Origin of the sequence: Nostoc sp. WHI, assembly GCF_015714725.1 — a bacterium.
Lineage (GTDB): Bacteria > Cyanobacteriota > Cyanobacteriia > Cyanobacteriales > Nostocaceae > Nostoc.
Genome location: NZ_WBKM01000188.1, coordinates 1 through 4,471, shown reverse-complemented (window position 1 = coordinate 4,471; position 4,471 = coordinate 1). Strand labels below are relative to the sequence as shown.

The window sequence follows — 4,471 nt, the reverse complement described above, 5'->3', positions numbered from 1 at the left end:
TTTAAATTTACTAGCTTTTTTATTTCATACTGTTTTAGATTTAGTCAATTATACCTATCAAAAAGTTCGTGACTTATTAGCAACTCGGACTAGTTTCTTTAATGATATTCGTACCTTATTAAAATTTATTTGCTTTAAAAATTGGTCGGAGTTTTTCTTATTTATTCTTACCGAATATGTCCCTCTCACAAAAGTAAATTCTAGTTAAAAATGTCAAATTTTTGAGAGGAGGTAAAGATTATTAATTAAGAGAATTTACAAAGTAGGTCGGAATTTCAGCTATATTTATAAGTTGAAATCTATTTTTTCATGGGCAGATTTTTAAAATTGTTTCTCTTCAGTTAATTATTATGATTATCTTTCAAATAAATCATAATTAGACAGAAGTTCTCTATGTAAACAAGAGGACTTTATCTTCTTTTGTTTTCAAAATGAGAATTGCTGAGTCTCGCACTTCAATTAAACCGAAAACCAACCACAAGAGAATTAGCTACCTCGCTTGGGCAAAGCGAAGCTGAAGTACAATCAATCATTCAACAAGGTCAAAAGGCTAAACATAAAATGGTGACAGCTAACCTACGGCTGGTGGTTTCTGTTGCCAAAAAATACCAGAATCACAACTTGGAATTCTTAGATTTGATCCAGGAAGGGGCACTAGGTTTACAAAAGGGAATCGAAAAGTTTGATGCCAACCGAGGCTATAAACTATCAACCTACGTTTACTGGTGGATCAAGCAGTCAATAACACGGGCGATTGGAGAAAAGTCTCGCACTATCCGTCTGCCAATTCATATCAATGATAAATTAAATAAAATCAGGAGAGTACAGCAGCAACTGTCTCAATCTTTGGGTCGTCCTCCAGTTGTAGCAGAAATAGCCGAATCCTTAAATGTATTGCCCAATCAAATACGAGAATATCTTCAGGTTTCCCGCACTCCAGTCTCGCTAGAAATGCGAGTTGGGGATGAGCGTGAAACTGAACTAGCTGATATTTTAGCGATGGATGGTATTTCCCTAGATGAGCAAATAACTCAAGAGCTTTTACACCAAGACTTGAGCAAGTTGCTGGCATTGCTTAATCCAAGGCAACGAGAAGTGTTGACTTTACGTTTTGGATTGGAAGATAATCAGCAACTAACCTTGAGTCAAGTTGCAAAACGCCTAAATCTTAGTCGGGAAACAATTCGTAAAACTGAATGTCTTGCTTTGAAAATTTTGCGCTCTCATCAAAACAAGATTAAAGACTATCTTCTTAATTAGGATTAACTTAGGGTTGTTGCATTGTAGTTTCATTTATATAAATCCAACTCGCTACTCCAAAGACTGGAAACAAGTCGCCACTACTGTTAAAAATGCCTCCAATTAGCGCTGCTCTGGTTGCGATGGCGTACCCGCCCTTTCCGGCGGCATCGCCTCTGCTTAATCCCCGGCGAAAAACCATCAGATTGTCACCAGCCCCGTTGGGGCGGGTATAGGGTGTGGGGTGTTGGGTGTAGGGGAATAAAGAAGCCCCAACAGCCCTAAAGTCAGAAGCGAGGCTTTTTCAAGGCGCTTGCATTGGGCGAGGTTGGAAGCCTCGTCCAATGCCGTATTCCCTACACCCGACACCCTATCCCCCACACCCTTCTTCTCACTGTTTCAATCAAATGGTGCATGAATATATTGATGCTAGAAACTATCCTTATAAATAGAACACCGATTACAGAACCGATGCCCAGCAAAACTATTGAAGTCCGAGAGTACACCGTTAGGGCGCACAAGCGGGAAATTCATACGCGCGTTTTTAACTTTGTGTGTAAGCAATGCGAACAACCCACACAACGAGAAACCTTTAGTGTGCGACCTCTATATTGCGAGAAATGCCGTCCGCCACAAGCACCTAAGCAATCGAAAGCAGTCCCTATAGGTAAGAGGAAACCCAGAGCTATGAACTATAAGAGTGGGAAGGATATGGCTGGGTGATTTTTTGTTCTGGGGTAAGGGCGATGTCTACGACGGGCTACGCCTACGCACTTTGTGAATAAAGCAGTAGTTATATGTGAAGTTACGGCAGTTGCATCAACTGGCCAGGCATGACGAGGCTGTGGATTGGCTGTTGCAGGGGTTGGGGATTTTGCTCCCACCGTATCTGACATCCTTGCACGCTTTGCTGCTGGCGGCTGTTGAAAGGGAGTACAACCTTGTGTGGAGGCAATTAAAGTAAACTTGATTCTTAATGCAACAATGCAACAATTAACTCTGTGTATGAGAGCGGGAAGTGTTCGCGGACTCTTTTATATGGCGAATGTATTGTTATTGGAAGTAGGAAGGAGAGCTTTTCACCCAGATATTTTGGTTGTGATAAAAATCACTACGCTCTTCTAGTGTAAACCCACCCAGCAATAATCCCAACCATACTTCTACCATCGGCATTTGCAACACACGTTGCATTTTAAGCGTAGAGAACACAGAATCAAGAAATTAAAGAGGAATTTTTAGACCAAAATTTTTACCCACCTTGAAAGGGCTGATCTGTAGTGTGCTTAGAAAGGTAGAGGTTTAAGCAGGCTTAAAGAATTCCCCGTGTATGGGTGCTACATAATCACAATAGGCTTGATAAGCATCTTCCGCATTATCAAAATAACCAATGATGATTGGTTGGCGATTAACTGTTGTTTGCGCTCGGAATTTCGTACCCCGTTTATTATACACGACTACGCCTTTAAAACCAGATTTGTTATTACAATGCTTACCTCGATTCATTTGTATTTGTTGACGGGTTAAAGCTTTGAGGTTTTCGCGTCGATTATCTAAGCGATTGCTATTGAAGTGATGAATTATTAGGGACATATCAAGTCCCATTCTTTCAGCTACTAGCTTGTGAAAGAAAATTGTTTTTTGTTTTCCTTGTTCATCTCGCGGGCTATTTCTCCGTATATAGTCATCACTACCAATGCGCCACTTAAATCTATAAATTAAATCCCGATCTATTTCACTAAAAATGGCTGTTTTTGTCTTACCTGCTTTGGTTGTGTAAACAAATTCTGGCATATTTTAAAAACTTTCCTTTTAAATATAATTAGACAGTTTTACTGTAAATGGAATTACATTTTATCCTTAAATGATACTATGGAATCATCATTATAATAACGGAGAAAGACAAAAGCATGATTGACCATGACCGTCTTTTCAAAGAATTACTATCTACCTTCTTTGTTGAATTTCTCGATTTGTTCCTGCCTCAAGTCGCACAGAAAATTGATAGAGATTCAATCCATTTTTTACCTCAAGATATTTTTACTGATGTGACTTCTGGTGAGAAAAAGGAGATTGATTTATTGGCACAAGTCAAGTATGGAGAGCAAGATACTTACTTTTTAATCCACCTTGAAAATCAATCTTACACTCAGTCAGAATTCGCTAAGCGGATGTTTAAATATTTTGCTCGACTGTACGAGAAATATGATTGTGCGATTTATCCTGTGGTGATTTTCTCGTTTGATGAACCGAAACGCGCTGAATCGACCAATCACTGTGTAAGGTTTACTGATTTAAATGTACTTGATTTTAATTTCAAGGCAATTCAATTAAATCGCTTAAGTTGGCGAGATTATTTAACACAACAAAACCCGGTGGCTGCGGCACTGATGGCGAAGATGAGGATTCCCACATCAGAGCGACCGCAGGTGAAAGCAGAATGTTTGCGATTGCTAACAACGTTAAAATTAGACCCAGCACGAATGCAGTTGATTTCTGGGTTTGTTGATACGTATTTGCGACTCGATGTAACAGAAGAACAAGTATTTCAAGCGGTTATCGATACAATGGGGTTAGCTGAACAAGAGGAAGTCATGGAAATTGTAACCAGTTGGGGAGAAAAAGCTGCTCAAAAGACAAGAGAAGAAATTGCGTTGAATCTGTTGCGTGAAGGTATGTCCATTGAAGCAGTTGCGAGGCTAACAGAGTTAACAGTGCAACAAGTGCAGCAATTGCAGGCAAAACTCTTCTCTTGAGAACTGAATAAAAATTAACATTAACAAAGAAAACTCTTGGCATTGGGGATAACCATTTGGTTTACTGGTGGTGATCCCTGAATTCGAGAAAATTAGAGATACAGTAATTTTAAAGTATAGTTTCCTCGAAAATAAGCCATGCCAAAGACTTGGAACATAAAAATAGATAACTATTTTCAAGCCAACCCCAATTGCATCATCGCCACCGCCCATGTAGACACGTTTCCAACAGACCTGCCCCTAGAACCGAACATCAGGGAACCAAACCGCAAAAGCGCGACCTACAGACAAGTCTTTGACCTTACGGGGGGACAAAAAGGGCTAGAATGCAGATAAAATAAGCCTCATAGCCCTTTCTCCTTGTTGATAATACTTTCGCTTATTAGGAGCTAATGTCATTAACTCCGCCACCAGTTCGTAAGAATTTTCCATAAAATTGACCCAGTTAGCTCCATATAATCCAATATAAAAACTGCTAT

6 protein-coding genes and 3 pseudogenes are annotated in these 4,471 nt (G+C 39.6%); 5 read left to right on the top strand and 4 right to left on the bottom strand.

What is annotated here, in order from left to right; all coding sequences use genetic code 11:
- Together F8S12_RS40745 and F8S12_RS19415 are read left to right on the top strand one after the other, a co-directional pair.
- Window positions 1-208: pseudogene (locus F8S12_RS40745) on the top strand (ISNCY family transposase); the annotation flags it as partial.
- A 230-nt stretch (window positions 209-438) separates the two neighbouring features.
- On the top strand, window positions 439-1,260 hold the full coding sequence (locus F8S12_RS19415; protein ID WP_196517730.1) for a sigma-70 family RNA polymerase sigma factor: 822 nt from the start codon (window positions 439-441) through the stop codon (window positions 1,258-1,260).
- 7 nt (window positions 1,261-1,267) lie between these two features.
- On the opposite strand, the gene F8S12_RS19410 is transcribed toward F8S12_RS19415, so the two are convergent.
- The gene (locus F8S12_RS19410) at window positions 1,268-1,441 is read right to left on the bottom strand and encodes a hypothetical protein (protein ID WP_196517729.1); all 174 of its coding nucleotides are present in this window, start codon (window positions 1,439-1,441) and stop codon (window positions 1,268-1,270) included.
- 269 nt (window positions 1,442-1,710) lie between these two features.
- Here F8S12_RS19410 and F8S12_RS19405 point away from each other — a divergent pair, with 269 nt between their 5' ends.
- Window positions 1,711-1,962 carry a hypothetical protein gene (locus F8S12_RS19405; protein ID WP_196517731.1) on the top strand — a complete coding sequence of 84 codons (252 nt, stop codon included), beginning with the start codon at window positions 1,711-1,713 and terminating at the stop codon, window positions 1,960-1,962.
- A 330-nt stretch (window positions 1,963-2,292) separates the two neighbouring features.
- Here the strand turns inward: F8S12_RS19405 and F8S12_RS19400 are convergent, their stop codons facing one another.
- Entirely contained in the window at window positions 2,293-2,430 is a 138-nt protein-coding gene (locus F8S12_RS19400; protein ID WP_196517732.1) for a hypothetical protein, read from the bottom strand.
- A gap of 108 nt (window positions 2,431-2,538) precedes the next feature.
- On the bottom strand, window positions 2,539-3,030 hold the full coding sequence (locus tag F8S12_RS19395) for an HNH endonuclease (RefSeq protein ID WP_196517728.1): 492 nt from the start codon (window positions 3,028-3,030) through the stop codon (window positions 2,539-2,541).
- A 116-nt stretch (window positions 3,031-3,146) separates the two neighbouring features.
- Between F8S12_RS19395 and F8S12_RS19390 the strand changes: the two genes are divergently transcribed.
- Both F8S12_RS19390 and F8S12_RS19385 read left to right on the top strand, forming a co-directional pair.
- Entirely contained in the window at window positions 3,147-3,992 is an 846-nt protein-coding gene (locus F8S12_RS19390) for an Rpn family recombination-promoting nuclease/putative transposase (RefSeq protein ID WP_196517727.1), read from the top strand.
- 138 nt (window positions 3,993-4,130) lie between these two features.
- Window positions 4,131-4,292 (top strand): annotated as a pseudogene (locus F8S12_RS19385) (AIPR family protein); the annotation flags it as partial.
- A gap of 21 nt (window positions 4,293-4,313) precedes the next feature.
- Here the strand turns inward: F8S12_RS19385 and F8S12_RS19380 are convergent.
- Window positions 4,314-4,471 (bottom strand): annotated as a pseudogene (locus F8S12_RS19380) (IS4 family transposase); the annotation flags it as partial.